At 68.5% G+C, this 21,778-nt stretch carries 22 protein-coding genes and 2 pseudogenes; 16 read left to right on the top strand and 8 right to left on the bottom strand.

The window, feature by feature from the left end; translation table 11 throughout:
- Nucleotides 1-55: 55 nt before the first annotated feature.
- The 3 genes and pseudogenes from ACWDVB_RS18040 to ACWDVB_RS18030 all read right to left on the bottom strand — a co-directional run.
- A pseudogene (locus ACWDVB_RS18040) lies at nucleotides 56-525 on the bottom strand (transposase family protein); the annotation flags it as partial.
- 507 nt (nucleotides 526-1,032) lie between these two features.
- Complete coding sequence (locus tag ACWDVB_RS18035; protein WP_451516021.1) at nucleotides 1,033-1,806, bottom strand: transposase; 774 nt, start codon at nucleotides 1,804-1,806, stop codon at nucleotides 1,033-1,035.
- Nucleotides 1,772-2,275, bottom strand: a complete 504-nt coding sequence (locus ACWDVB_RS18030) for an IS5 family transposase (RefSeq protein WP_451515928.1) — start codon at nucleotides 2,273-2,275, stop codon at nucleotides 1,772-1,774. The genes ACWDVB_RS18035 and ACWDVB_RS18030 overlap by 35 nt, the downstream gene beginning before the upstream one ends.
- Before the next feature lie 196 nt (nucleotides 2,276-2,471).
- Here ACWDVB_RS18030 and ACWDVB_RS18025 point away from each other — a divergent pair, with 196 nt between their 5' ends.
- The 3 genes and pseudogenes from ACWDVB_RS18025 (at nucleotide 2,472) to ACWDVB_RS18015 (ending at nucleotide 4,398) form a co-directional block, all read left to right on the top strand.
- Entirely contained in the window at nucleotides 2,472-2,939 is a 468-nt protein-coding gene (locus ACWDVB_RS18025) for a MarR family transcriptional regulator (protein ID WP_451515929.1), read from the top strand.
- 155 nt (nucleotides 2,940-3,094) lie between these two features.
- Nucleotides 3,095-3,850: pseudogene (locus ACWDVB_RS18020) on the top strand (IS5 family transposase); the annotation flags it as partial.
- Nucleotides 3,851-4,035: 185 nt separating this feature from the next.
- Nucleotides 4,036-4,398 carry a hypothetical protein gene (locus tag ACWDVB_RS18015; protein WP_451515930.1) on the top strand — a complete coding sequence of 121 codons (363 nt, stop codon included), beginning with the start codon at nucleotides 4,036-4,038 and terminating at the stop codon, nucleotides 4,396-4,398.
- A 600-nt stretch (nucleotides 4,399-4,998) separates the two neighbouring features.
- Here ACWDVB_RS18015 and ACWDVB_RS18010 read toward each other — a convergent pair.
- Nucleotides 4,999-5,916: an esterase/lipase family protein gene (locus ACWDVB_RS18010; RefSeq protein WP_451611973.1), complete on the bottom strand. Its 918-nt coding sequence runs from the start codon at nucleotides 5,914-5,916 to the stop codon at nucleotides 4,999-5,001.
- Nucleotides 5,917-6,396: 480 nt separating this feature from the next.
- Here ACWDVB_RS18010 and ACWDVB_RS18005 point away from each other — a divergent pair, with 480 nt between their 5' ends.
- Together ACWDVB_RS18005 and ACWDVB_RS18000 are read left to right on the top strand one after the other, a co-directional pair.
- Nucleotides 6,397-7,200 (top strand): 2-phosphosulfolactate phosphatase, encoded by an 804-nt coding sequence (locus ACWDVB_RS18005; protein ID WP_451515932.1) that lies wholly within the window; start codon nucleotides 6,397-6,399, stop codon nucleotides 7,198-7,200.
- Between the two features lie 97 nt (nucleotides 7,201-7,297).
- Complete coding sequence (locus ACWDVB_RS18000) at nucleotides 7,298-7,642, top strand: transposase (RefSeq protein ID WP_451515933.1); 345 nt, start codon at nucleotides 7,298-7,300, stop codon at nucleotides 7,640-7,642.
- 197 nt (nucleotides 7,643-7,839) lie between these two features.
- Here the strand turns inward: ACWDVB_RS18000 and ACWDVB_RS17995 are convergent, their stop codons facing one another.
- On the bottom strand, nucleotides 7,840-8,520 hold the full coding sequence (locus ACWDVB_RS17995) for a GntR family transcriptional regulator (protein WP_451515934.1): 681 nt from the start codon (nucleotides 8,518-8,520) through the stop codon (nucleotides 7,840-7,842).
- Nucleotides 8,521-8,685: 165 nt separating this feature from the next.
- Between ACWDVB_RS17995 and ACWDVB_RS17990 the strand changes: the two genes are divergently transcribed.
- The 8 genes from ACWDVB_RS17990 (at nucleotide 8,686) to ACWDVB_RS17955 (ending at nucleotide 15,575) form a co-directional block, all read left to right on the top strand.
- Entirely contained in the window at nucleotides 8,686-9,732 is a 1,047-nt protein-coding gene (locus tag ACWDVB_RS17990; RefSeq protein ID WP_451515935.1) for a phosphoglycerate dehydrogenase, read from the top strand.
- On the top strand, nucleotides 9,732-10,604 hold the full coding sequence (locus ACWDVB_RS17985) for a hydroxypyruvate isomerase family protein (RefSeq protein WP_451515936.1): 873 nt from the start codon (nucleotides 9,732-9,734) through the stop codon (nucleotides 10,602-10,604). The genes ACWDVB_RS17990 and ACWDVB_RS17985 overlap by 1 nt, the downstream gene beginning before the upstream one ends.
- Entirely contained in the window at nucleotides 10,601-11,287 is a 687-nt protein-coding gene (locus tag ACWDVB_RS17980; protein WP_451515937.1) for an aspartate/glutamate racemase family protein, read from the top strand. Before ACWDVB_RS17985 ends, ACWDVB_RS17980 begins: the two co-directional genes overlap by 4 nt.
- A complete protein-coding gene (otnK, locus tag ACWDVB_RS17975; protein ID WP_451515938.1) occupies nucleotides 11,284-12,657 on the top strand; it encodes a 3-oxo-tetronate kinase in 1,374 nt (457 codons plus the stop codon). Before ACWDVB_RS17980 ends, otnK begins: the two co-directional genes overlap by 4 nt.
- A gap of 55 nt (nucleotides 12,658-12,712) precedes the next feature.
- Nucleotides 12,713-13,426: a molybdate ABC transporter substrate-binding protein gene (locus tag ACWDVB_RS17970; RefSeq protein ID WP_451515939.1), complete on the top strand. Its 714-nt coding sequence runs from the start codon at nucleotides 12,713-12,715 to the stop codon at nucleotides 13,424-13,426.
- Nucleotides 13,427-13,498: 72 nt separating this feature from the next.
- Nucleotides 13,499-14,848 (top strand): TRAP transporter large permease subunit, encoded by a 1,350-nt coding sequence (locus tag ACWDVB_RS17965; protein ID WP_451515940.1) that lies wholly within the window; start codon nucleotides 13,499-13,501, stop codon nucleotides 14,846-14,848.
- Entirely contained in the window at nucleotides 14,845-15,156 is a 312-nt protein-coding gene (locus ACWDVB_RS17960) for a hypothetical protein (protein ID WP_451515941.1), read from the top strand. The genes ACWDVB_RS17965 and ACWDVB_RS17960 overlap by 4 nt, the downstream gene beginning before the upstream one ends.
- Before the next feature lie 251 nt (nucleotides 15,157-15,407).
- On the top strand, nucleotides 15,408-15,575 hold the full coding sequence (locus ACWDVB_RS17955; protein WP_451515942.1) for a hypothetical protein: 168 nt from the start codon (nucleotides 15,408-15,410) through the stop codon (nucleotides 15,573-15,575).
- 235 nt (nucleotides 15,576-15,810) lie between these two features.
- On the opposite strand, the gene ACWDVB_RS17950 is transcribed toward ACWDVB_RS17955, so the two are convergent.
- Together ACWDVB_RS17950 and ACWDVB_RS17945 are read right to left on the bottom strand one after the other, a co-directional pair.
- Complete coding sequence (locus tag ACWDVB_RS17950) at nucleotides 15,811-16,929, bottom strand: sensor histidine kinase (RefSeq protein WP_451515943.1); 1,119 nt, start codon at nucleotides 16,927-16,929, stop codon at nucleotides 15,811-15,813.
- The gene (locus ACWDVB_RS17945; protein WP_451515944.1) at nucleotides 16,926-17,588 is read right to left on the bottom strand and encodes a response regulator transcription factor; all 663 of its coding nucleotides are present in this window, start codon (nucleotides 17,586-17,588) and stop codon (nucleotides 16,926-16,928) included. Before ACWDVB_RS17945 ends, ACWDVB_RS17950 begins: the two co-directional genes overlap by 4 nt.
- 183 nt (nucleotides 17,589-17,771) lie before the next feature.
- On the opposite strand from ACWDVB_RS17945, the gene ACWDVB_RS17940 reads away from it, so the two are divergent.
- The 3 genes from ACWDVB_RS17940 to ACWDVB_RS17930 are packed head-to-tail and all read left to right on the top strand — an operon-like array spanning nucleotide 17,772 to nucleotide 20,988.
- Nucleotides 17,772-18,707 (top strand): ABC transporter ATP-binding protein, encoded by a 936-nt coding sequence (locus ACWDVB_RS17940; protein WP_451515945.1) that lies wholly within the window; start codon nucleotides 17,772-17,774, stop codon nucleotides 18,705-18,707.
- Nucleotides 18,704-20,233: an ABC transporter permease subunit gene (locus tag ACWDVB_RS17935; RefSeq protein ID WP_451515946.1), complete on the top strand. Its 1,530-nt coding sequence runs from the start codon at nucleotides 18,704-18,706 to the stop codon at nucleotides 20,231-20,233. The genes ACWDVB_RS17940 and ACWDVB_RS17935 overlap by 4 nt, the downstream gene beginning before the upstream one ends.
- Complete coding sequence (locus ACWDVB_RS17930; protein ID WP_451515947.1) at nucleotides 20,230-20,988, top strand: ABC transporter permease subunit; 759 nt, start codon at nucleotides 20,230-20,232, stop codon at nucleotides 20,986-20,988. Before ACWDVB_RS17935 ends, ACWDVB_RS17930 begins: the two co-directional genes overlap by 4 nt.
- Nucleotides 20,989-21,170: 182 nt before the next feature.
- Here the strand turns inward: ACWDVB_RS17930 and ACWDVB_RS17925 are convergent, their stop codons facing one another.
- On the bottom strand, nucleotides 21,171-21,776 hold the full coding sequence (locus ACWDVB_RS17925) for a dihydrofolate reductase family protein (protein ID WP_451515948.1): 606 nt from the start codon (nucleotides 21,774-21,776) through the stop codon (nucleotides 21,171-21,173).
- Nucleotides 21,777-21,778 lie beyond the last annotated feature (2 nt).

The following is a 21,778-nucleotide window of genomic DNA, read 5'->3' as shown; positions in this document are numbered from 1 at the left end:
GGTGTTGCAGAAGGCCGTGGTCATGCGGCCTGAAATGCGCGGCTGGTCTGTCGGTTCATGCGGCGAGGGTGAGGTTGTGCATGGTGGCGACACCGTGGTGGAGGCCGTCGCCCCTCTGGCGGCAGTTGCGGAGGATTGTCCAGTTCTTCCTACGGGCGAAGGTGTGCTCGACGCGTGCCCTGACCCGGCGGTGTTCAGTGTTGTCCTCCTCCTGACCTTGCAGGAGAGGCCGTCCGGCCCTTCTACGGTGCGGGACGATCAGGCCGGTGCCCACCAGAGGGCTGTCCGCGTCGATGACAACCTGCACGTTCGCCGAGAACCGGTAGTGCCTCGATGAGGCGCCGAGCGTGCGGTGCGGACAGGGACCAACGTTCCGTCCACGATCCACAACCGGTCCACGTCGGTGACCGGCCGCGGGGCCGGCTCCAGCGCCAGCAGCGGCCGCAGGCTCTGGATGACCCGGCAGACGGTGGCCGAGGAGATCCCGAAGAGCGGTGCGAGCTGCCGCATAGTGAGGTTCGTGCGAGTACACCGCTTGGCCGGCTGGGCCATCGCCGACCACACGCGCACCGAGTCCTGGCTGTGCAGCAAGCGTCCGACGGTTGTGGCGCTGACCGGAACTGTCGGGAGTGTAGTGGGCTGATGGCATGGCGGGGACGGTCTTGCCGGACCGCCCCTCCAACGAGTGTCCTGCGTCGATGCCAGCCCACATCGCGGCCATGTGGTGCCTCCGCGCGATGTGGTGCTGGTGCCTCCCCACGGACGGACTCGCTGTCGATTCCCTACTCAGCGATCATTCGCAATTCCTAAATGGCAGCCGAGTCGTCGTGGGACGCCGGGTGGCCAATCAGATGAAGCCACAAGCGGCAGAAACATGAAAGCCACACCCGGCGTCCCTGGTGGACCAACCATACGAAGGGCTCGTCCGGTCCCAAGGAAAAATGTAGGGAAACATGACCGCGCGCGACGGCTAAGGGTTGTCCCGCAATGATCTTCGGATAAGTGTGGGCCCGTCTCGGTGTGGCGGTCGACCTATCTGGAGAGGTTGAGGTTGTGCAGGCGGGCGACGCCGAGCATGGCGTGGTGGACGCCGTCGCCCTTGAGACGGCAGTCGCGGAGGATCTTCCAGGTCTTCATGCGGGCGAAAGTGTGCTCGACGCGGGCGCGTACCTGCTTGTGGGAGCGGTTGTGTTCCCGTTTCCAGTCGGGGAGTTCTTCGCCGGCCCTGCGGCGGTGCGGCATCACGAGTCCGGTCCCTGGATAACCCCCGTCGGCGATCGTCATGGTCTTGCCGACGGCGGCTTTCGCTCCCGATTCGTCCCAGGCTCTGCAGTCGTTGCGATTGCCCGGCAGGGGTTCGCCGACCACGACGATCAGACGAGTGTCGGCGTCGATGACGACTTGGTGGTTGGTGGAATACCGGTAATTCCTGGACTGTTCGGCGATCGTGTGGTCGCGGGTGGGCACCAGAGTGCCATCCACGATGAGGACGGTGTCCGGCGCGAAACTCTGTCTGGGCTGAAGCGTGAGAAGCGGGCCAAGATGGCCGATGATCCGGTTGGCCGCGGACTTCGAGATGCCGAACAGCGGCGCGAGTTGGCGCAACGTCAAGTTCGTGCGCCAGTAAGCTGTCACGAGCAGCACCCGGTTCTCCAGTGTCAGGCCCCACGGCCGACCCCGCCGTACCGCTTCCGCACCCTCGCGCCGCAGCGCAGTCACCAACCTGCCGAAGCAGCGAGGGCTCAGCCCGGTGAAGGTGAATACCGGTGCGTCACCGCGCTGTCCGGCGGTAATGACGGAGCCCAGAACGTGGGAGGAGGCGTCGACCGCGAGGTGAATCTTGGTGGTCAGGCCGCCACGCGAGCGGCCGAGCGCGTGGTCGTTCGGCTCGGCCGCCAGCCCGTCGGGAAGCGTCCGGCCCGGGTCGGGAGCCCCTTTTCCGGGCGCCAGCGGCGTGCTGGTGGGCCCGGCAGACGGTTGAGTCCACTGACACCTCCCACTCGATGTGCCCGGCAGCATCCGCTTTGACCTGGAGTTTCCTCAGAACGTTCGCCCAGGTCCCGTCGATCTGCCAGCGCCGGAAGAGCGTATACACGGTCTCCCACGGCCCATATCTCTCGGGCACGTCCCGCCAGGGAGAACCCGTCCGGGCCCGCCACCACATCCCGTCGAAGACCTGACGCCGATCCCGCGGCTTGCGTCCCATCCGCGGCAGTGGCGGCAACACCGCTCCCAGCCGCTCCCACTGTGCATTCGTCAGATCGCCACGAGACATTCGAAAATTGTTTCACGACCTTGATCACCCCTCGAACGTGCCTCAGCTCGGAACCTGGGACTGGACACCTTGCCTTCGCACCGACGACCTCCGAAAGGTCACCCGCTTGCCCTCAACCGCACTTGAGGTCGTACGTTCTCTGCATGACCTGCACAGCGTGCAGGCTCCGCACCAAAACGCCAGGAGGGGACATCCCATGACGACCCAGCAGCTCTCCGACGCCGAACTCGCCGAACAGCCCGCCGCATATTGGACCGGTGTCGCCTACGAGGCGCTTATCGCGTACATCCGGGCCCAGCAGGCGGAAAAGGGCTACACCCAGCCCCAGTTCTGGCTGCTGCGCAACCTGTCGGAGAACGACATCTCCCCCGACGGCAAGGGGATGACCCTCCCCGAACTGCAGGCCGCCATGACCTCCTACATACGACCCGAGGACGATCTGGCGGCAGAGGCCGAGGTGCTCCTGGAGCGCGGCTGGTTGACGCGGGACACCGAGGACCGGCTGTGGCTCACCCAGGAGGGGGAACAGGCCCGCGCCGACATCAAGAGCACCACCCCCGCTTTCCGCGCCGTCCTCCACGAGGGCATCGACGACGCGGACTACGTCACCACAGTGAAGGTACTTCAGCAGCTGATCCGCAACGCTGGCGGAACGGCCGCCTGACAGACTCAGGGGTCGGGCAGCGGCCCGGCCCCTGGCGCGTTCGTGGCAGGTCAACCGATCCCCGCTGCCCAACTTGCCCTCATACGGCAACCGCTGTGACCACATCTCAAACACGCCCTAGCTCACACGCTTATACGGGACAGCCCTAGCGGCGACGGACCAAGCGCCGCCAGTTCGCCCTGGACATCGGACGCCCACTCGAACACGACCTCCGCCAGGTCATGCACGCCAGCCTCTACGTGGACCGCACAGGCATCCCCTGGCGGTTCCTGCCCCACGACTTCCCGCCCCACCAGACGGTCTACGGCTACTTCGCCCGCTGGCAACAAGACGCCGTGTTCGAGCAGCTCACCGGACTGCTGCGGACCCCGGTCCGCCAGAGCGAGGGCCGCAGCAACGAACCGTCCGCCTGCGTGCTGGACTCCCAGACCATCAAGACCTCCGCCAACGTGCACCCGGCGGACCAAGGCACCGACGCAAGCAAACGCATCATCGGCCGCAGGCGCCAGCTCGGCTGCGACACCCTGGGACTGCTGCTGACCGTGCTGGTCACCTCCGCGAGCGTCTCCGACACCGCGGCCGGCATAACCCTGCTGACCCGCATCGCCACCGTCCACCCGTACGTCACCAAGGCATGGGTCGACGTCGGCTACCACACCACCGCCATCGAGCACGGCGCCCGCCTCGGCATCGACGTCCACCCCGTCCAACGCCCGCCAGGCGCCAAGGGATTCACGATCATCCCGAGACGCTGGACCATCGAACGCAGCATCGGCTGGCTCATGCACCACCGACGCCTCGCCCGCGACTACGAAACCCATTCGCACCGGTCCGAAGCCATGATCCACGTCGTGATGATCGACCTCATGACCCGCCGCCTCACCCGTGAAGCCACCCCGAACTGGCGCGGAACCTATCCCGGACCAGACACGAACCACATAGCGAGACGCGATCGAAACGGACACGGCCAGGGCTGGCACCGGGCATCCTGCCATCGGGGGTTTATGAGATGCCCTTTTGTGATCACTCTCTTCGTTGCCCGTGACCCTCGTCCTGTGCAGGGCAACTTTCCTACCGCTCGAGCGGTCATGCACTCATGATCCTCTCGTCCGAAGATGCCGGTACCTGGATTCTGCCCGTGGTGTTCTTGCTGGGGTTGGCCACTATCGCGCCGATCGCCTGCGCGGTGCTTGCTGGGCGAGTCGTCCTGCGTATCGCCCGGGCTGCGGCTGCGGGTAATGCCTGGACTGCGTTCAGCCCTGGCACATGGTTGCTCGCCGCAGCATCGGGTGCGCTCGGCGCAGGGTCCCAGTTCTCCGCCTCGCTGTCCGGCAGGCCCGCCGCATGGGTTGAGACCGTGAGCCTCGTCTGTGGCTGCTTCGCCCTGGCCGCACTGGCGATGGCGGGACTCACAGCAGCCCTGAACCGGCGTCTCAAGGACGGTGCAACCCGCACGTGAGGCGCCCCACAGCCGTCAGAGCACCCTCTCGAATATCTGTTCCTCCCAGCCTCAGTCGCAGTCCCATCGGGCGACAGAGAAGGGGCGGAGTACGCCCCCGGAGCAGGCCTGCCTTCCGCCTCACCCGCAAAAACCATCCCAAACTGGCACGGAATCCAACGACACGGAACCAAACGCGAATCACAGAGCGAAACGCTCAGCAAACCGGGGGCTCCCATGGCGGGCCCACCGCGCCCCCTGCGTTGCCAACGCCGCAGCTGATCGGTGAAGCCCACGTACGACGATCTGCCCCCTCATCCCAAGCTCTGGAGGCATTAAGCATGGTGGACCGTAATGACGGACTACAGGAAGTCGTGGCCGCAGCAGAAAGCGCTCATGACTCCGCCAGGTCCGTCTCGACCAGGTTGACCAGGCGGCGGACACAGTGGATCTTCTCTTCGAAGGGTATGGCCTCGCTGCGGGCGGGCACCGCGCGGATTTCCTTACGCAGGGCGAGGCATAGCGGCGCGATTGTTCCTTCCGGTTGCCCGCGATGCCCGCGATGCCCGGAGCGAGAATGCCCTGGACACCGCGGTGGATCGTGCCGCTATTGCTGGTGCTTCACCATCGGGATTCCCAGTATAGGGAGTTGAACGTGGCGCGGAGCGGCGCCGCCCCATTGCGCGTGTCGGTCCAGTTTTCACCGCTGTCATGGGAGTGACGCAGGGGCCACCAACCGTAGGCGATTGTCCGCAACTGGCTGTGCCCGATGTTGCTGGAACTGGTGTAACGCACCAGATGCTGTGCCTCGTCCACGACCGGAGTCGCACTGCCGACAGCCACGTCAGTGTCGGCTTCCGAGCCGATGAGTGTCCAGTCAGTGCCCTGTTCGGATTTCGGCACATTTGTGGAATGCAGCCAGCGCATGAAGACGGATTCGGAGCGCATGTCTTCGCACTGACGGTTGATCGGAACGGCTGAACAGATGAGATCGGAGATCCACGCACCGTAGTGGGGGGTACCGAGGGTGACCGCGTCTTCGACGTAGATGTAGGGCGGCCATCCCCGCATGTGGCGCTCGGTTCCTGTCAGAGCCGCCCGTATGATGAGACCGCCCATGGAGTGGCCAACGAGGTCCACGCTCCGTCCGTACCGGGAATCCCTATTGTAGATCTTCCACGCCAGGCGGCGTCCCAGCTCTACGAGGGGCAGGTCGCGGGTGCCGTCGCCATTCCTGGCCAGGGTGAGGTTGCAGTGTGTGTCGCCGTTGTAGAAACCCACTTGGACGAACTTTCCTCTCCACCCCCAGCGCTTCATAGCTCTTTCGGCGGTGTTCCAGCGGGATGTGCAGCTGACTCCGGGGCCGTCGTCGTTGATTTCCGGCGGGTCGAATCCCTTGACCATGTATAGCGGCTCGTTGGTGCTGTTGGTACGTGGCGGTGGCGTGGGGCCTGGATCGGCAGCTACGCCTGAGGCGCCGGTGAGCACCGCGGCCAGACTCAGCGCCATGACGGCGAATAACTTCCCTGGATGTCTCACGCTTTCCCTCCGTTATATGTGCAACGGTTTGTGTCGCCGGGATGCTGGTTGGTTTCCCGGTGTTTGCGTTACTGAGTGGAGCAGGGATCGAGTCGTTCGGGCTGTCAGGGCGGCCGAACAGCAACTGGTCGTAAGACTGCGCAGGTGTTACAACGGCTCGCCCGGCTTGGCACCACAGATACTGCTGACCGCTGATGGCGTGAGGCAACGGCAGCTGGCTGTCCCGGACATACTCGGGCTGTCCAGGCTGGTCAGGGCCTTGTCTGAATCGCGTCCCAGACGGCCGGGCACGGCGGTGTGCGTGGGTGGCGGAATGGCAGCATTCCCTTTGAGTGCAGCTCTTCTGTGGAGACGTCCTGATTGCCGACACTGATCAGGTCGAAGTGCTCATGGGCGCGGGTGGGACCGGTGGGTCTCGGCTTCGGGTGAGGGTGGACCCGGTGGTGTCGGTGTTGGGGAGCAATGGCACGGTCATCTGCTATGGACGAGTGGTTCTTGCAGGCAGGTAGTGGGTCGCGATTCGATTGGGGGCCTGTCGGCGCGCAACGGCTCGCGGCGGATGTCGCGTGTGTGGTGGTCGTCGACGTGTTGTCGTTCACGACCTCGGTGTCGGTGGCGGTGGAGTCCGGGATGCGGGTCTTCCCCTATGCCTGGAGGGATGAGTCCGCGTCGAAGTTCGCTGATGAGATGGGTGCCCGGCTGGCTGTTGGGCGCCGGATGGCCACGCCGGACTCGCCATGGTCGCTTTCGCCGACCGCGCTGAGGAGTGCTCCGTTCGTCCCGCGCCTGGTGCTGCCTTCTCCCAATGGTTCGTCGATCGCCGCCGCAGCCGGCGGATCGCTGGTGGTTGCGGGTTGTCTGCGCAACGCGACGGCGGTGGGCAACTGGCTCGGGCAGCACGGTTATGGAACCCTCGACCGTCCAGTTGCCGTGATCGCCTCGGGGGAGCGATGGCCTGACGGCAGTCTGCGTCCCGCGCTGGAGGACCTGCTCGGTGCCGGAGCAGTCCTCGCCGCGTTGCGGAAGCAGTGCGGTGGTTCCCTGTCGCCCGAGGCGGCCGCCGCTGCCGCCTGCTTCGAGGCGACGCCGGATGTCATGACCGCGGTCGCCGCCAGCGCATCAGGCCGGGAACTTTCGGACGGCGGCTTCGCCGACGACGTGGACATCGCAACCGAACTGGGCGTCTGCGACGTCGTTCCAGTTCTCTCCGAAGGGGCGTTCACGGCAGCTGGATGGCCCCAGTCCGGCCAGCCTCGGCCGGTGCGTCGGGTGCGTTACCGGTAGTTCGTTGTATCCGGCGGTCGTGTGGGTCTTGACCCCTGACACGTTGGACACACGAGACACTGGATCCTGAGGATCTGAGGACGGATATCTCGTGGTCATGAAGAATCACCCGCCGGAGTTCAAGGCGGATGCGGTCGCGCTGTACGAGTCGCGGCCCGAAGCGACGATCAGGTCGGTCGCCGCCGATCTGGGAATCAACCCGGAAACCCTGCGGAACTGGATCCGGGCAGCCGGGGCAAGCCGTCCCCGGGAACGCCGAACTCAGGAACCGGCCCAGCCGCCGGCCCCGCTGGAAGCGGAGAACGCAGCCTTGCGGAAGAAGGTCCGCGAGCTGAAGGAGGAACGTGAAATCCTGCGCAAAGCGGCGAAGTATTTCGCCGGGGCGACGCGCTGGCGAACCGCTTCCAGTGCGTCGCCGACCTCCAGCGCCGCTACGGCGTGAAGCGGCTCTGCAGCGTCCTCGGTATCGCCCGCTCGAGCTTCTACTACTGGCGGCGGACGGCTGCGGACCGGGCCGCCAGGCGGCCGATGCCCGCCTGGCGGCCCGGATACGGGCCGTGCACCACGAGTCGGACGGCACCTACGGAGTCCCTCTAATCGCGGTGCGCGTCATCAGGCCACTGCGCGGCCACACCTGAGTCAGTTCGCCTGGACTGCCTGACGGTCCTTCAGCGCACGCGCCTTCGCGTTCTCCAGATGCTGCCGCATCCGGTCGGCGGCACCTGCCGCGTCCCCGGCGGCCAGTGCTTCGTATACAGCGGTGTGGTCGTGAGCGGGTGACGCCGCGTCGGAGGAGCCCAGCTCGGTGAAGAGGCGGAAGCGCTGCACATGCCCGCCGAGCGAGCGGTAGGCCGACGCCAGGAAGGGGTTGGCCGACTGCTCGGCGATCAGGAAGTGGAAGCGCTCGTCGGCCGACAGGTAGGCGCGGACGGACTTGGATCCGCCCCCCTCCGCGCAGCGCCGCAGGTCGGCGATGCTGCCCGCGAGATCTTGGAGGAATTCGGGGGTGGTGCGGCGGCCCGCCTCGTACGTGAGGGTCGGCTCAAGCACCAGGCGCGCGTCCATCAGCTTGACCAGTTCGGTCTCGCTGAAAAGAGGGGCCACCCGGTAGCCCTTGAGGGCCTCGCGACGTACCAGACCGGTGTGTTCGAGCCGGGCGAGCGCTTCGCGCAGGGGGGTCTGGCTGACGTTCAACTCGCGGGTCAGCGCACCGATGTTGAGCGACTGGCCGGGCGACCACAGTCCGTCCATGAACTGCCCGAGCAGCACCTCATACATCTGATCGGCCAGGGGGAGCCGACCCGACGGGCGCGTAACCATGCGAGCCTCCTTTGTCGGCCGATGGTAGCGCGGCCCCTCTCCTCGCGATCACATGTTCTCATGCACTGCTATAGGATTGAGGCAAATTCTATACTATAGTTTCGGGCTCGGAGATGGACCACTGGACGCGTAAGCGCAGAGCTGAGCAGAACAGAGGACTTCCCCATGGCGCAGCCCCTGTCCCCGTACGAAATCCCGCCCCGTGTCCTCGTGACGACGCCCTATCTCGAACCCGGCGGCGAGGTCGACCGGATGCTCCAAGACGCGGGCCTGGACACGGTCTTCGCCCGTCGCGCCGACCGCGAGGCCACCGGACGCACTCTGGCGGAGTGTGTCGCGGACGCGGCGGGCATCGTCGCAGGCACCGACCCCTTCACCGCCGACGTCATCGAGGCAGCACCCGCGTTGAAGGTCTTCGGGCGCTGCGGCGTCGGTTACGACAACATCGATGTGGCGGCGGCGACCCGGCAGGGCGTCGCGGTCACCTGCACCCCCGGCGCCAACCGGATATCCGTATCCGAGCACGTCCTGGCGCTGATGCTGAACTGCGCCCGGCGCCTTCCCCAGAACATCGCTTCCGTGCACAGCGGCGGCTGGACGCAGGAGAGCGGGCGTGAGCTGCACGGCACGACGCTCGGCGTCGTCGGCCTCGGCTCCATCGGCAAGACCGTCGCCCGCGCCGCACTTGCGCTCGGCATGCGGGTCGTTGCCCACGACCCTTACTTGGACGAGGACTTCCTCGCCGAGACCGGCGTCCAAGCGCGGTCCCTCGACGGCGTGCTGGCGGAGGCGGACTTCCTCACCCTGCACATCTCCCTCGACGAGCACACCCGCCATCTGATCGACGCCGCCGCACTGCGCCGGATGAAACCCGACGCGTATCTGATCAACACCTCGCGGGGCGGGGTCGTGGACGAGGACGCGCTCGCCGACGCGATCGAGGGCGGTCGACTCGCGGGCGCCGCACTGGACGTGACCGAGCACGAGCCGCTTCCGGCGGACAGCAGGCTTCGCGCGCTCGACAACGTGCTGGTCACCGCGCACATCGGTGCCGCCACCCGCGAGGCGCGCGCCAGGTCCGGCGCCATGGCGGCCCGGCAGGTGATCGACGTGCTCGCCGGGCGCCCGCCCGCTCACCTGGTCAACCCCGGGTACGCAAACGCCGCGGCCCACGTCGGAGCGCATGTCGGAGCGCACTTCGGAGCGCACTGATGCGGGCGCCGAACGGGCTGCGTCTTGACGCCAACCTCAAGTGGCTGTTCACCGAGGTCCCCTTCGAAGAGCGCTTCGACGCCGCGGCCGCTGCGGGCTTCACCGGTGTCGAGTACGCGGACCCCTATCCGTACCCGGCCACCAGACTCCGCCGTCGCCTGGCCGACGCGGGGTTGCACCAGGTACTGATCAACACCCCGGCGGGCGGGCCTGGTTCACCGGAGCGGGGGTGCGCGGCCATTCTCCCGGGAGGCACGGACCGTTTCCGCTCCGACCTGGAGCGCGGCCTCCACTACGCGGTCGAGCTGGGCAGCGACTTCCTGCACGTGAGAGGTGGGGTACGGCCGCCCGGCGTCAGTGACGACCGCGCCTTCGCCCATTACGTCGGCAACCTCTCCTGGGCGGTCGAGCGGGCGCGGGGCACCGGAGTGTGTCTGCTCCTCGAGGCGCAGAACGGCCGCGACGCGCCCGGCTTTGTGCCGGACACCCAGGCGCGGGCCGCCGCCGTCGTGGAGGCGCTCGCCGAACTCAGCGGGAACGGGGACGGGAGCGGCGACGGGGATGGAGACGGGCTCGGGCTGCTGCTCGACGTGTACCACGTACAGGTCCAGGAAGGTGATCTCGTCGCGACGCTGCGCGAGCACCTTCCCCGGGTGCGGCACGTCCAGATCGCCGACCCGCCGGACCGGACGGAGCCCGGCAGCGGCGAGATCGCCTGGCCGCGCGTCTTCGGCACACTGCTGGAGGCCGGATACGCGGGCTGGATCGGCTGCGAGTACCGCCCGGCGAACGGCACGATCAGCGGGTTGTCGTGGATCGCTGAGCAGGCCGGAACGGCTTCGGCGCACCCCGGGTCGGAAGTGCCCCGATGAGCGGCGGGAAGGCGGACCGCGCGCCGCGTATCGCACTGATCAGCGCCACCCCCGCCGCTGTCGCCCCGGCGGTCGCGGGGCTGGCCGAGGAGTTTCCGGCCGCCGAGCCCTGGAACCTGCTGGACGACCGGCTGTTGACCGACGCGCCGGCTGAGGGGCCGCTGCCGCCCGCCCTCAGGGATCGGATGCGGTGGCTCATCGGGTATGCGCTGGACGGTGGGGCGGACGGGGTGCTGCTGACCTGCTCGCTGTACGGTCCGGTCACCGAGGAGGTCGAGGCGCGGGTCCCGCTGCTGGCGCCCGACGCGGCCGCCTTCACCCGCGCGCTGTCCTCCGGCTTCGGCCGGGTGCTGGTGCTTGCCTCGTTCGAGGCGGCGATGCGGGATTCGGTGGCCCGCTTCTCCGCCGCCGTGACGGCTGCCGGTTCGGCGACGGAGCCGGTCGGCGTGGTCGCACCCGACGCCTGCGACGCGGCCCGCGGGAACGACACGGCCGCGCTGGCCGACGTACTGCGGAACGCATGTCTCGCGTACGCGGCCGGCGCCGATGCCGTCCTGCTCGCCCAGTACTCGCTGGCGCCCGCCGCCGCGCCGCTGTCCGCCGCGTTGGGTCTGCCCGTCGTCTCCGGCCCGCAGGCCGCTGCCATGTGCCTGCGCACCACCCTCACGGGGAGGCCCGCATGACCATGACCGAACCTCACCCACCGCGAGGCCCTCTCGGGGTCATCGCCGACGACTTCACCGGCGCGACTGATGTCGCCGTGGCACTGCGCCGCGCCGGGTTGCGGACGTTGTTGTTCTTCAGGGTGCCTGGGGGTGAGGGTACGAGCGAGGGTGGTTACGCTCCCCAACTCCCCCCGCATGACGCGCTGGTGGTCGCGCTGAAAAGCCGGATGGCCCCCGCGCCGGATGCCGTCGCGGCGTCCACCGAGGCGTGCGAATGGCTGCGCGCACAGGGCGCGGGGCAGCTCTACTTCAAGTTCTGCTCGACGTTCGACTCGACGCCGCACGGCAACATCGGCCCGGTCCTGGACGCGCTGGCGCACGCGACGGGAGCGGGCCCCGTACCGCTGACGCCGAGTTCGCCCGCACACCTGCGGACCCAGTACCAGGGTCACCTGTTCGTGGACGGCGTCCTGTTGGGTGAGTCGCACATGCGGGACCACCCGGTGACCCCGATGACGGACTCGTATCTGCCCCGGCTGCTGCGCGCGCAGACCCACGAGCAGATCTCGCTGATCGGTCTTCCTACGGTACGGAAGGGCCGGGCGGCGGTACGCGCCTCACTGACGGCCGCCGGGGTGCGGGGCGCGCGCTATGTGCTGGCCGACGGCACACAGGAGAGCGACCTGCGTACGCTGGGCCGGGCCTTCGTGGACGCGCCGCTCGTCGCGGGTGCAGCGGGGCTGGCCGCCGGGTTGGCCCGTGCGTACGCGGAGAAGCGCGCCGGGCAGGCTCCGGGCGCCGGGGACACTGGGGACGCCGGGATCCCCGAGGACATCGGGGCCATCGGGGACGCCGCGGGGACGCCTGACGGGTCGGCCGCCGTGCTGAGCGGGAGCTGCTCCCGCCGCACCCTGGAACAGCTCGCCGCTCTCGGCGAGGCGGGCAGGCCCTCGTACTACCTGGACGCGGTGGCCGTACCGGATCCGGTCGCGCTCGCCGATGCCGCACTCGCCTGGTACGACGAGTTGCCCGCGGGGGGCGGCGCGCCCGTCCTGTACTCCTCCGTCGCCCCGGAACGGCTGCGCGAAGTACAGCGGTTGCTGGGTGTGGAGCGGTCGGCCGCCGTGCTGGAGGAGGCGACCGGACTGATCGCGGTCGGTCTCGCCGGGCGCGGGGTGCGCCGACTGGTCGCCGCAGGAGGCGAAACGTCAGGGGCGGTGGTCGCCGCCCTCGGGGTCACCGGCGCGCGGGTCGGTGCGGAGGCGGCGCTGGGAGTGCCGTGGATCCATCCGCTGGGCGGCCGTCGCCCCCTCTCGCTGTTGCTCAAGTCCGGCAATCTCGGCGGCCCGGGCCTGCTCGTTGACGCCTCCGCCGAGGGGGTCGCGTGAGCGGTCGGGCCGGTGCGCACACCCACTCCACTCAAGCTCAGGCGAAAGGGCAAAGATGTCCACGGACACACCGCACAAGGTGTCCCTCTTCAGCGCGCTCGCGGTGAAGAAAGCCCTCGACGACGTCATCCTCACCAAGTTCACTCAGCAGACCGGTATCACCGTCGAAGGGTTCTACGACCCGACGAACGTGCTGTTGCAGCGCATCGAGGAGGGCGCCCGGCCGGAGGTCATGGTCGGCGTGACCGGCTCGTTTCCCGCACTGTGCGAGTTGGGTGTGATCGACAGAGGCTCCGTACGGAACCTCGCCCGGGTCGGGGTCGGCCTGGCCGCGCCGCCCGGTGCCGAACGACCCGCCATCGACACTGTCGACGCCCTCATCGCGGCGCTGCGCTCGGCCCGTTCCGTCGCCTACTCGCGCACCGGGGCCAGCGGGGTCTACTTCGCCGGGCTGCTGGAACGGCTCGGCATAGCGGACGAGGTGAACGCGCGGGCCACGGTCGTGGAGAAGGGCTTCACCGCGCTGGCCGTGGTCGACGGCAGAGCCGATCTGGCCGTACAGCAGATGAGCGAATTGCTGTTCGTACCGGAGGCAGAGGTGGTGGGGCCGCTGCCGGAGGGAGCGCAGCACTTCACGGAAGTCTCGGCCGCGCTGGGAACGGCGGCCGTCGCACGGGCCGAGGCCCGCGCGCTGCACTCGTTCCTCACTGGGGAGGAGGCCGGGGATGCGTACCGCGATGCGGGTCTGGACGTACCACCGCTGGGCTGACAGGACGTATCACCGCTGGACTGAACTGCTTGGGTTTCACCGCCCACTGTGCCGCCGGGGCGGCAGGCGCCCATGAACGCGATATTCGCCTTGGTCACCTTCATCGGGGCCATCGTCGTGTGGAACGTATGGGTCAAGCGCAACATCGGCGAGGCCATGGTCATCGGCTTTCTCACCAGCGCCGCGTTCGCCGGTACGGACGCGCCGCGCGTCGCCAGGGACGCCCTCGTCGAAGGGCTGAAGTCGGACATCACCTTCGCCGCACTGGCCTTCGTCTTCGTCAGCGAACTGCTGACCAGGACGGGGCTCGTGCAGCGAATGATCGATATTCTCAGCTCCCTCCTCGGCCGCCGCGAAGGGGGCTCCGCCTACGCGGCGACGGTCTCGGCCGGTCTCTTCGGTGCCGTGGCGCACAACGGCGCGGCGATCGTGGCGACCATCGGGTCCATCACCATTCCGTGGATGAAGCGTTCGAAGGCAAGCGGCGAGACCGCGGCGCTGGTCCTCTCCGGGAACGCGGGCGTCGGCGCCACCTTCCCGTTCAGCGGCGCGTTCTTCATCCTGCTCGCGGCGCCGACCGTGCTGCCGGTGCTCAGCGCGCAGGACGTGGTCGGCACGCTCTTCGTCACCGGTGCCTGGATGGTCGTGATGCGTCTGGTCATCGCGTACGTCATCGTCAAACGGCGCGGCGTGGGGGCGATGGCCGAGGAGGACATCCATCCGCTGCGGCAGTCGTTCGCGGCGGGCTGGACCTCGCTCGTCGTACTGGCTGCCCTCGCGGTACCGATCGTACTGACGACCTCGCCGACCAGCGACATTGTCGGGGAGCGTCTTGGCGGGCTCGAAGCCTCCGACGCCGTACCGCTGTTGGTCTGGCTGCCGGTGGTGATGCTGCTCGCCGGACTTGTCGTCGAGCGGCGGATGCTGCCGCGCGGCAGTGGTGAATGGTGGACGCTGCTGTCGGAGATCAGCCCCAAGCTCGGGCTGATCGGCGTCACGATGATCTCAGCCTTCGCCGCCTCCAACGTGCTGCACACCCTGGGGATCGGTGACCAGCTCGCCGCGGTTCTACGGAGCCTTGAAGACGTCCCGCAGATCGTCGCGGCGCTCGTCGTCGGACTGGTCGTGGTGATCGTCGCCGGTCCGCTCAACACGACATCGACGCTGGCGGCGGTCGGGCCGGTCGCCTTCGCCGCGCTGACGGCGGCCGACGTCGCGCCGTACATCGCCTTTGCCGCGATCATCGTGTGGGCCTCGTCCGAGGGCTGCTCGCCGCCGGGGGCCGCACCGCTGTATGTGGCTGCCGGAATCGCCGACATCAATCCGGTACGGATCTTCGTTCCGGTGACGCTGTATTACCTCGTGCCGTCCTATCTCATCGGCGTGCTGATGGTGGTTGGGGCGATATGGATTCCCGGGTGAGCCGGGTGAGCCGGGTGAGCCGGGTGGCTCGGGACGTGCTGGGTGGCTCGGGTGAGGAGTATCGGATGTACATGTTCTGCCTGAATGCCTCGCGCGTTCTGGTTGCCCTCTTCCTACTGGCCGGTTTCGTGGTGGTCGCGGGCCAGACGGTGGCCATCGCCGTCGGCTCCGCCTCACTGATGACGGCCTTCGGCGGCGGGGTCGCCGACACCGCTTGCATCCTGGCCGGGCTGGCCGGAATCTTCGCCTTCCTGCTGCTCTACACGCGGGAAGGGCGGGGAAATACCGGCGAGTTGGAGGAGGAGTGACTGGAGGAGTAACTGGAGGACTGACTACTCGCACGGGTCACGCGTGGCGAACGGAGCGAGGTGTGTCGCGGATCGAGGGCGACCTCGTAGACGACGGCCGAACTCATGCTGAGGCCGCGGCAGGTCAGCCGGCGCGGCGGTGTGCGGTCGGAGTGCAGCTCGATGTCGAAGCCCGTCGGAGGAGGCGAGCGGTTGGTGACGCGGCCCCGCCAGCGGTCGCTTTCGCGGGCGGTCTCGCGAACGACATCCGCATGATCCTGACGACCGACCCGGACCTCGCCCGCGGCACGCTCGAAATCCGCCGCGGACTACTGCGGCGCACCCTCTACCTGGAGGAGTTCACACACCGGCTCACCATGGAGTGGCTGACCGACCGCAGCGAGGCGTTGGAGACTGCCGATCCTCCCCCCAAAAACTGATGCGGCTGTTCGATATCGCAGAGCAGACAGCCATGCATTACGTTGGCGTCGCGCGCCCGGAGCCCACTGCGAAGCTGCCCCGATAGCCGTGCCGGTCACCCGCCAGTCAGCAGCAGCTGGCTCGGGCAGTGTACGGCGGCAGGGACGTCACGGACTCCCAAGCGCGCCAGCGTCATCATCGTCCGGGTCCTCCGCTGAGTGCATCCCACCGGTGACTGACAGGCCCTCAATTTTCTCACCGGCGGAGGTTCGGATGGGATGTGTGCGAGAACCGAACGGTGATGGACAGGCCGCCTTTGAGGGGTGCAGTGGTGGTGAGGGCGGCGTGGTGGGCTCGGGTGACGGCGTGGACGATGGCGAGGCCGAGACCGTAGCCCTCGCGGTGGCCGTGACGATCGGGCGCCAGTTTCTGGAAGGGGTGGAAGAGTCGCTGGATCTGGTCGTCGGGGATGACCGGTCCGCTGTTGGTGACCGTAAGGGTCGACTGGGTGCCGGAGTTCTGGGTGGTGATCTCTACGTGCCCGTCTGAGTGGTTGTGGCGGATGGCGTTGTCGATGAGGTTGGCGACGAGGCTTTCGATCAGCCTTGGGTCCCCGGCCGTCACTGCGGGCGTCAGGTGTTCGGCCAGGTCGATGCTTCTGTCTGTTGCTTGGCCGCGGCGGGAGGCGAGCACTCCTTCGACGACCTGGGCGAGGTCGAGGGTGTCCCAGCGAGAGATTCCACGCTCGCTGGTGGCGAGGGTGAGGAGTGCCTTGACGAGCCGTTCCTGGTGTTCGCCGAGGGCGAGGGCTTCCTGGCAGGCCGAGCGCAGGGAGTTCGTGTCGGCGTCGGGGTTGGCGAGGGCGACTTCGAGGAGGGTGCGCAGGCCGGCGAGGGGGGTGCGTAGCTCGTGGGAGGCGTTGGCGACGAAGTGGCGTTGGGCCTCGAAGGAGGCTTGAAGGCGGGCGAACAGGTCGTCGAGGGTATAGCCGAGTTCGGTCAGCTCGTCCGTGGGCTCGCCGAGGTCGAGGCGCCGGTGGAGGTTGCCGACGTAGAGGCTTCTGGCGGTGGCGGTGATGGCGCGTAGCGGGTGCAGGAACCGGCCGGCGACGAACCAGCCGAGTGCCAGGGCGACGGGAATCAGAATGACCAGGGCGACGGCGGATCCTGTGAGGAGGTGGGACAGGCTGATCCCGCCCCCGTCTCCGGTGGTCACGCTCGATGCGGGGTGGCCTTTGGGTGTGGCCGCATCGACGCTGGCGAGCAGGACGATGACGACGGCGAGGACGAAGCCCCCGGCGGCGTAGATGCCCGCCGCGTAGGCCAGCGCGAGCCGTGTCTGCAGGGACCTTCTGGCGAGCTGCTGCGTCGTCATGACGGTCCGATGCAGTAGCCGCCTTCGCGGATGGTCTCGATCACGGGCGGGTCGCCGAGCTTGGCCCGCAACCGGTGCATGGTGTGCTTGACGGCGCTGCTGAAGGGGTCGGCGGCCGCGTCCCAGACGCGTTCGAGCAGTTCCTCGGCGGAGATGACCAGACCGGGTGCGGCGAGCAGGCATTCGAGCAGGGCGAACTCCTTGGGGCTCAGCTCGAGGCGCCGGCCGGCCCGGAATGCGACGCGGCGGGCCGGATCTAGGGCGATGTCCCCGCATGCCAGGGTGGGTGGTAGCGGTGGGGTGGCGCGGCGGGCCAGGGCACGGACGCGGGCGACCAGTTCGGCGAACGCAAACGGCTTGGGCAGATAGTCGTCGGCGCCGAGGCTGAGCCCGAAGACGCGGTCCTCGATCGTGTCGGACGCGGTGAGCATCAGCACGCGGGTCGCGCAGCGGCCGTGGGCGAGTTGTCGGCAGATCTCGTCCCCGTGGACGCCGGGCAGGTCGCGGTCGAGGATCACCACGTCATAGCGGGTGACGGCCAGATGGTCGAGGGCGGCGGTCCCGTCCAGGACGACGTCGACGCCCATGCCCTCGTGGCGCAGGCCGGTGCCGATGGAGCGGGCGAGGACCTCAAAGTCCTCGACGACGAGGACCCTCACCGTCCCCCACCGCCGGTCGTCGTGCGGGCGGGGCGGCCGAACCGGCCCGCGGGTCGAGGTGGCATGCGCCAACGATGCCAGATCCCAGGTCTCAGCCGGGTCGCAGCGGCTGCAACCGGGCTGGAACCGGGTGCCGCGTACAACCGTCGGCATGAGTGCACTTCGAACCGTGAGCCCGCTGCGATGAGCGCCCCAGGGATAGTCGTCGCCGGACTGCGCAAGCGATACGGGGCCACGCTGGCCCTCGACGGCATGTCCTTTACCGTCCGTCCGGGTCTGGTGACTGGTCTCGTGGGGCCGAACGGGGCCGGGAAGTCCACCACAATGCGGGTGATCCTCGGCCTGGACGCGGTCGATGAGGGCACCGCACTCATCGAGGGCAGGCCGTACCACAGCCTCCGGCATCCGATGAATCATGTCGGTTCACTGCTGGACGCCGCGGCCCTGCACCCCGGCCGCAGCGGGCGTAACCACCTGCTGTGGCTGGCGCACACGCAGGGCCTGGCCGCGCGGCGGGTGGACCAGGTGATCGAGCAGGTCGGCCTGGTCCCGGCAGCCCGGCGCAAGGCCGGCGGCTACTCGCTCGGCATGCGGCAGCGGCTCGGGATCGCCGCAGCCCTGCTGGGCGACCCGCCGATCATCATGCTCGATGAGCCGTTCAACGGCATGGACCCCGACGGCATCATCTGGATGCGCAGATTCCTGCGGTCGCTGGCCGGGCATGGCCGCGCCGTGCTGGTCTCCAGCCACCTGATGAACGAGGTGCAGGACACAGCCGATCATCTCGTCGTGGTCGGGCGCGGCAAAGCCGTCGCCGACGCCGACATGGCCTACCTCATCGCGGCCGCCTCCCGGAACCGGGTGGCCGTGCGGACCACGGCCAGGACGCACGCGATGAGGGTCCTCGCGCATGCCGACGCGAGCGTGGCGGCCACGGGCCACGACACCCTTACCGTCTCCGGCCTGCCCGCGGAACGGATCGTGACGCTCCTCAGCCAGAGCGCGGTGCCGTTCTCCGAGGTATCAGCACTCCGCGCCACCCTTGAGGACGTCTATCTGGAGCTCACTGGCGGGGCGGTCGAGTTCCGCGCCGCGACGCCCACGGAGGTCTCGCAGTGACCGCCACGCTCACGCCGTCCCGTTCCGGGCAGCGGGACGGGGGAAACAGCTTCGCGCATGTGGTGCGCGCGGAGTGGACCAAGTTCCGAACCGTCCGCGGCTGGGTGACCGGCATGCTGGCGGCGGCACTGATGATGGTGCTGTTCGCGCTGCTCGTCGGCGTCAGCAGCAACCAGAAGGGCTCACCGCCCGTTCCGATCGGACCGGGCGGTGAGCCGGTCACCGACAGCTTCTACTTCGTGTACCAGCCGCTCGCCGGAAACGGCAGCATCACCGTCTCCGTCTCCGCGCTCAAGAGCAGCATCCCCAAAGGCCCCGGGGACCTGCGGCCCGGCACCGTGCCGTGGGCGAAGGCCGGGCTCATCATCAAGGGGAGCACCCGCCAGGGATCACCCTACGCGGCGATCATGGCCACCGGCAGCCACGGCGTGCGGATGCAGGACGGCTACGTCAACGACACGGCCGGCCCCCCTGGTCCGGTCTCCGCCGAGTCCCCCCGCCGGCTGCGGCTGGACCGCTCGGGCGACACGATCACCGGCTATGCCTCCACCGACGGCACGAGATGGACCAAGGTGGGCACCGCGCAGGCGAGCGGGCTCGGATCGACCGCGCAGGTGGGGCTGTTCGTCGCCTCTCCGCCTGCCGTGGGCGGCGGGGGCACCGCCGGCAGTGTGTCCACGGCCACCTTCGGGGATCTTCGTACCCAAGGGGGCTGGGCCGGTGGCAACTGGACAGGCGGTCAGGTGGGAGCCACGTCCCCCAGCTTCGCCGGCTACCCGGAGAACGCCTCGGGTTCGTTCACGGGATCCGGTGCCCGGTTCACGGTGACCGGTGCCGGAGACATAGCGCCCGCTGTCCGCGACAGCCTGCCGACCGGCGGGCTCCTCCGGGACATCCTCGCCGGCACGTTCGCCGCACTGATCACGGTGATCGTCGTGGGGGCGCTGTTCATCACCGAGGAGTACCGGAACAAGATGATCCACCTCACCCTCGCCGCGAGTCCGAGGCGGAGCCGGGTGCTGGTGGCCAAGGCGATCGTATTGTGGGCCGTCACCTTCGTCGCCGGGTTGGTGGGGGTGCTCCTCGCGACTCCGCTCGGTGAGCGGCTCGCCCGGGGCAACGGCGTCTACATCTTCCCGGTGTCGTCCTCGACCGAACTGCGGGTGGCACTCGGGACCGCGGCGCTGCTCGCGACCGCCTCGGTCCTGGCCCTGTCCGTCGGCGCCCTCTTCCGGCACAGCGCGGGCGCGGTCACCACGGTCATCGTGGCCATCGTGCTGCCCTACATCCTGATCGCCATCCCGTTTATGCCCGCAGACGTGTCGAAGGGAGTGGCCACGGTGACGCCGGGCGCAGCTTTCGCCGTCCAGCAGACGCTTGAGCCATACGACCAGGTCACAAGCGCTTACACGCCGTACTACGGTTACTACCCGCTGGCGCCATGGGCCGGGTTCGCAGTCCTGGCCGGCTACGCGGTGGCAAGCCTGGCCGTGGCCGCCGCCCTTCTCAACAGGAGGGACGCATGAGACTGGCACTGCACGCGGAATGGACGAAGATGCGGACCGTCGCCAGTCCCCTATGGCTGCTGCTCGGTACCGTCGCGGCAACGGTGGCCCTGAGCAGCGTGGCGACCTCGGTGGTGAACTGCACGGCCAGCGGCTGCGGCGGCGACACGACCAGGCTCACCCTCATGGGCGTCTACATCGGCCAGGCTCTGGTCGCCATCCTGGCAGTGCTGATCATCAGCGGGGAGCACAGCACGGGCATGATCCGCACCACCCTGACGGCGGTGCCACGGCGAGCCGCCGCCTTCGCGGCCAAGGCCCTTACTCTCACCGCCGTCGTGGCCGTCGGCGGAACGGTCGCCGTCCTCGGGTCGGTGCTCGCCGGGCGGCTCATCATGCCCGACCTCGGCGACCAGGCCCTGTCCCTGTCCGACGGGCCGACGCTGCGCGCGGTCTTCGGGACGGTCCTCTACCTGGTTCTGATCGGGCTTCTGAGCTTCGGCGTCGCGACCGCCGTGCGGGACTCAGCCACCAGCACGGGGGTCGTCCTCGGCCTGCTCTACATCGTCCCCATCGTCTCCCAGACCATCAGCGATCCGTACTGGCAGCGCCTGCTGGAGAAGTTGGCGCCGATGAGCGCCGGGCTCGCCATCCAGGCCACCACCGGTCTCGGCAGCCTGCCCATCAGCCCGTGGGCCGGCCTCGGCGTGACCGCCGGGTGGGCCGCCGCGGCGCTGTTGGCCGGCGGCCTGCTGCTGCGCATACGTGATGCCTGAACGCCCTCTCCGGCCCGTTCACTCCGCCCGTGATGAGGATCTCTGGCATCGGGTGCGGGGTGGCCAGCACGGCGACGATGGTGACGGGCTGATCGCAGTGCGGGCAGTTCCGGACGGTTCCGCGCCCCCGTCGCCCCGTCCGCCGGTCTGGCGGCCGTCCAGACCGGCGTTGGCGGGCGATGTTACGCAGGGACGCCGAGCGGCGGGTGCTCGAGCACGCGGGGCTTGTACTCGACCAGCTGGATGCGGCCGTCGAAAGTGCGGTGATCGATCATCTCGAGGGCAACGTCCGGATAGCCGTCGTAGATGCGTTCTTCGCCCGTGGCCCCGGTGATCACCGGGAACATCACGACCCGGAAGCGGTCGACGAGTCCGGCTCGTAGCAGCGACCGGCACAGGCTGAGGCTGCCGATCGTGCTGAGGAGCCCCGAGCCACTCGACTTCATGGCGCGGACCGCCTCGACGGCGTCGTCGCGGACGAGCGTGGAGTTGGCCCACGTCAGTGGCTCCTCTAGTGAGGAGGAGAACACCACCTTGGACGCTTGCGTGAGCTCGTCGACGGACGCCTCTTCTTCAGGCCTGAACTCGTCTTGGCCATGTGGGACCTCGCCTGCGGCGAAGCCCGACATCAGGCGGTAGGTGTTCGCTCCCATCAGGTAGGTGGCCTCGGGCTGCTCGCCGAGCCATGCGAGGTACTCCGGGCCCTCGAGGCCCCAGAACCCGGGCCACCCCTCTCCCGATGCGTGGCCGTCGAGGGAGGTGATGAAGTCGACAAGAAGCTCCGACATGG

The sequence above is a fragment of the Streptomyces sp. NPDC003379 genome (assembly GCF_053589195.1).
Note: the sequence above shows the minus strand (reverse complement) of the source record. Positions and strands in the feature narration are given on the sequence as shown.

Bases quoted from the DNA above. Each gene is read 5' to 3' on its own strand.
- ACWDVB_RS18030 (WP_451515928.1), bottom strand. From the start codon at position 2,275: ATGTCTCGTGGCGATCTGACGAATGCACAGTGGGAGCGGCTGGGAGCG.
- ACWDVB_RS18025 (WP_451515929.1), top strand. From the start codon at position 2,472: ATGACGACCCAGCAGCTCTCCGACGCCGAACTCGCCGAACAGCCCGCC.
- ACWDVB_RS18015 (WP_451515930.1), top strand. From the start codon at position 4,036: ATGATCCTCTCGTCCGAAGATGCCGGTACCTGGATTCTGCCCGTGGTG.
- ACWDVB_RS18005 (WP_451515932.1), top strand. From the start codon at position 6,397: ATGGACGAGTGGTTCTTGCAGGCAGGTAGTGGGTCGCGATTCGATTGG.
- ACWDVB_RS18000 (WP_451515933.1), top strand. From the start codon at position 7,298: ATGAAGAATCACCCGCCGGAGTTCAAGGCGGATGCGGTCGCGCTGTAC.
- ACWDVB_RS17995 (WP_451515934.1), bottom strand. From the start codon at position 8,520: ATGGTTACGCGCCCGTCGGGTCGGCTCCCCCTGGCCGATCAGATGTAT.
- ACWDVB_RS17990 (WP_451515935.1), top strand. From the start codon at position 8,686: ATGGCGCAGCCCCTGTCCCCGTACGAAATCCCGCCCCGTGTCCTCGTG.
- ACWDVB_RS17985 (WP_451515936.1), top strand. From the start codon at position 9,732: ATGCGGGCGCCGAACGGGCTGCGTCTTGACGCCAACCTCAAGTGGCTG.
- ACWDVB_RS17980 (WP_451515937.1), top strand. From the start codon at position 10,601: ATGAGCGGCGGGAAGGCGGACCGCGCGCCGCGTATCGCACTGATCAGC.
- otnK (WP_451515938.1), top strand. From the start codon at position 11,284: ATGACCATGACCGAACCTCACCCACCGCGAGGCCCTCTCGGGGTCATC.
- ACWDVB_RS17970 (WP_451515939.1), top strand. From the start codon at position 12,713: ATGTCCACGGACACACCGCACAAGGTGTCCCTCTTCAGCGCGCTCGCG.
- ACWDVB_RS17965 (WP_451515940.1), top strand. From the start codon at position 13,499: ATGAACGCGATATTCGCCTTGGTCACCTTCATCGGGGCCATCGTCGTG.
- ACWDVB_RS17955 (WP_451515942.1), top strand. From the start codon at position 15,408: ATGATCCTGACGACCGACCCGGACCTCGCCCGCGGCACGCTCGAAATC.
- ACWDVB_RS17950 (WP_451515943.1), bottom strand. From the start codon at position 16,929: ATGACGACGCAGCAGCTCGCCAGAAGGTCCCTGCAGACACGGCTCGCG.
- ACWDVB_RS17940 (WP_451515945.1), top strand. From the start codon at position 17,772: ATGAGCGCCCCAGGGATAGTCGTCGCCGGACTGCGCAAGCGATACGGG.
- ACWDVB_RS17930 (WP_451515947.1), top strand. From the start codon at position 20,230: ATGAGACTGGCACTGCACGCGGAATGGACGAAGATGCGGACCGTCGCC.
- ACWDVB_RS17925 (WP_451515948.1), bottom strand. From the start codon at position 21,776: ATGTCGGAGCTTCTTGTCGACTTCATCACCTCCCTCGACGGCCACGCA.